This window comes from Bradyrhizobium sp., assembly GCF_049512235.1.
Lineage (GTDB): Bacteria > Pseudomonadota > Alphaproteobacteria > Rhizobiales > Xanthobacteraceae > Bradyrhizobium.
Genome location: NZ_JBEKXH010000652.1, coordinates 1 through 3194 on the forward strand (window position 1 = coordinate 1; position 3194 = coordinate 3194).

A 3194-nucleotide genomic window follows, 5' to 3' on the forward strand; every position below is an offset into this window, starting at 1 on the left:
CCCATTTCTGAGAGAATATCGCAAATTTTCCGATCTGGCTCAGCGCATCCGCAATCGTCACTGTCTCAGGTATTTCGGTTCGAAATACCTCGAACGCCGGCGCATCCTTCGTCGTTTCATTGCGGAGTTGTTCGGCTGTTTGCGTGTGTATTGTGACCTGCCGACGACGCGTGATCAGGACATGTGGCGAGTGCGCCGGTTTCTTGACATTTTCGGCAAGACCTCGGTCCGAGAGCGTGATGCAAAAGGTTTGGAGGCCGAACGTCGAAAGGTAGTCGGCAATCGTCGGCACAATCACCAGATCAGCCAATCGTATGCTGACCTCTGTCAGCACCGAAATACCGGGCGCGCAATCGATCAGAATGAAGTCAAAATGCCTGCGTGCCTTCGTAAGCTGAACGCTCATCACCGCCGACATGCCATTGATGATATCCGACCAACTCATCTTGCGTTGCGTGAGGTCATGAATGATCTTGTATTCAAGACGCCGCAGTTCTGGACTAGATGGCAAAAGCGAGATGGCAAGCTGCTGATCACGATGCGAGACGTTACTAACGTTGCTACGTATGCAATCTGCGAATGCCATGGTTTTCTTTCCGAGAAGCTGATCCTCTAGAAAGCCTTCGATCGTCGCCCTTCGCTCCATCAATCTGGCCAATACCGCATCGCCAGCCAGGCAAATCGATGCGTTCGCCTGTGCGTCCAGATCGATAACGAGCACGCGATATCCGCTTGCTGCCAAGGCTTCCGCGAGAGAGACCACGGTGGCCGTCTTGCCGACACCACCTTTCATGTTTGCCACAGCGATGATCTTTGCGCTCAAGGCCGTGCTCCTTCGAGCGCCGAGCGCAACGACTGCCGCTCGTCTCTCGGACAGCTTCGATCAGGTGCCGCTGCAGGCTGCCTCGGCGGAGCGTCGGTTGCCGCCCTGGCAAGGAATACCTTGCCCCCAAACCCATGCAACCATAGCGCGTGAGGTTGTTAGCTGCAAATGCCTGCAGGGGCGGGCTCCTTCAGTCCTCGCGGCAGGCGACAGCTGTGCAAGCAATCGGTTGATCTGGGGCGCCTTCTGCGATCAGGAGAACGGCCCCCAACAGGTGGGATGGGCATTGCGGCATTCGGAGGCGTCGTTCATGTAAGCTTGCATCGCGCGTCGAATGGCTCGGCAAGGCCGATCGTCGGATAGCCGGTGAGCTTTTCGAAGGTATATGCCGTTAGTCGGATTGTAGCGTCCGAAGGTACTGTCTGGTGCCAAACCAGCACCGCAGATGATGCTCTGGGAAAGGTCCGGGCTAGGTCCCGCTTGATTTCTGGCCGCTTTCCCGGGGCCGGCGATAATGATTTGGCGTCAATTCGGGCGCCGTGGCATGTTTCGCCTTCGTAGGAAGCGCGCGGGCGAACCGCGCCTGTTGTCACGGCCGCCAACTGTGCGTGCCCAAGAGGGAGAGAGATCGATGCGTCTGGTCACCAGATTCGGCGTCGTGAGCGCGCTGGCCATGCTGACATGGCCTGCGGTGCTGGCGGCGGCCGAGATGCGCGGCGTCACGTCGACCGAAATCAAGATCGGCCAGACCATGCCGTACAGCGGCCCGGTTTCGGCGTTCGGTGCGCTCGGCAAGGGCGAGGTTGCCTATTTCAAGATGCTCAATGAGCGCGGCGGCATCAACGGCCGCAAGGTCAATTTGATTTCGCTCGACGATAGCTACGCGCCGCCGAAAACCGTGGAGCAGACAAGGCGGCTGGTGGAGAGCGATGAAGTCGCGCTGATCTTCTCCTCGATCGGTACCGCGCACAACACCGCGATCTCAAAGTATCTGCAAGGCAAGAACGTCCCGCAATTGTTCGTCGGCTCCGGCGCCTCGAAATTCGCCGACATCGCGCAGTACCCGCAGGCGACCTTGGGCGTGCAGGGCGCGTTCCGCTACGAGGCGCGGCTTTATGCGCGCCATGCGCTGGCGAAAAATCCGGACGCCAAATTCGCGGTGATTTCGCAGAACGACGATTTCGGACGCGATTATCTGTTGGGGCTGAAGGATGTGCTCGGCGATAAATACGATGCTCTCGTCACCGTTGCGACCTACGAAGTCCAGGATCCGACCGTTGACTCCCAGATCGTCAGGCTGAAAGCCTCCGGCGCCGACGTGCTGGTGATCGCGGCGACGCCGAAATTCGCCGCGCAATCGATCCGCAAGGTCCACGAGATCGGTTGGAAGCCGATGACTTTTTTGTCCAACGTCGCGGTCTGGATCAATACCGTGATGGAGCCCGCGGGGCTTGAGGCCGGCGTCGGCATTCTCTCCACCGCCTACATCAAGGACCCCGATGATCCCGCCTGGAAGGACGATTCTGGCGTCAAGGCGTGGCGGGAATTCATGGTCAAATACGCGCCCGAGGCCGATCTGCACGACACCAACTACGTCAATTCCTACAACAGCGCGATGACGCTGGAACACGTGCTGAAGGCTTGCGGCGACGATCTCTCGACCGGAAATATTTTGAAGCAGGCGTTCTCGATCAAGGATCTGGAGTTGCCGATGCTGTTACCCGGCATCAAGATCAATACCTCACCGACCGATCACATACCGGTCGAGCAGATGCAGTTCATGCGCTTCACCGGCAAGGCCTGGGAGCGTTTTGGCGAGTTGCAGACCGGGAATTAAATCTGTGCCGCCAGTCCGGGGCGATGCCAACGGATCCGCACTGCGCGGCGCGACAGGCAGGGAAGCCATGTTGGCCCGGGATTTGCCTTAAAAATGCAACTGGGCCTCGTTGCCAAGTGTAGGAGCCGCCGATGTCAGGCCACTCGAACGCTAGCCCCGCCGTCGCCATCCCCGGCGCCGATCCCAGGCTCTACAACCACGATTTGGCGCCGGTTGCGCCTGAGGGGCGAACCGGGGGCGTCTTCAGCATCGTTGACCAGGTCCCACACCCGCAAGCCGCGATTTGGGGGTACTCCAAAGGGAACAGGGAACAGGGATAGATCAGATCAGCAAACACGTCAATAGAGATGTGTTGGCTTTAGCGTTTTTTAGCTTTCGCCCGCGAGGGCCGTTTCCAGTCAGGGGACCTCCGTTCTGCAGCGCTTGGCAGTATCATGTAATCTGCCGCAGGGTCAGCTGTCACCTTGTGCGCAACCATATATTCCAGGGACCATTGCACGGCATAGGGGATCTGCAGCCGACCCAATGACCAGC

General features: G+C 58.8%; 2 protein-coding genes. One reads left to right on the top strand and one right to left on the bottom strand.

What is annotated here, in order from left to right; all coding sequences use genetic code 11:
• The coding region (locus tag ABSG20_RS33390; RefSeq protein ID WP_423868706.1) for a ParA family protein at window positions 1-823 on the bottom strand (823 nt) is incomplete at its 3' end.
• A 673-nt stretch (window positions 824-1496) separates the two neighbouring features.
• On the opposite strand from ABSG20_RS33390, the gene ABSG20_RS33395 reads away from it, so the two are divergent.
• Window positions 1497-2660, top strand: coding sequence for an ABC transporter substrate-binding protein (locus ABSG20_RS33395; protein ID WP_423868707.1), 1164 nt, complete (start codon window positions 1497-1499; stop codon window positions 2658-2660).
• Window positions 2661-3194 lie beyond the last annotated feature (534 nt).

Coding starts and splice junctions, on each gene's coding strand:
- ABSG20_RS33395 (WP_423868707.1), top strand. CDS start 1,497: ATGCTGACATGGCCTGCGGTGCTGGCGGCGGCCGAGATGCGCGGCGTC.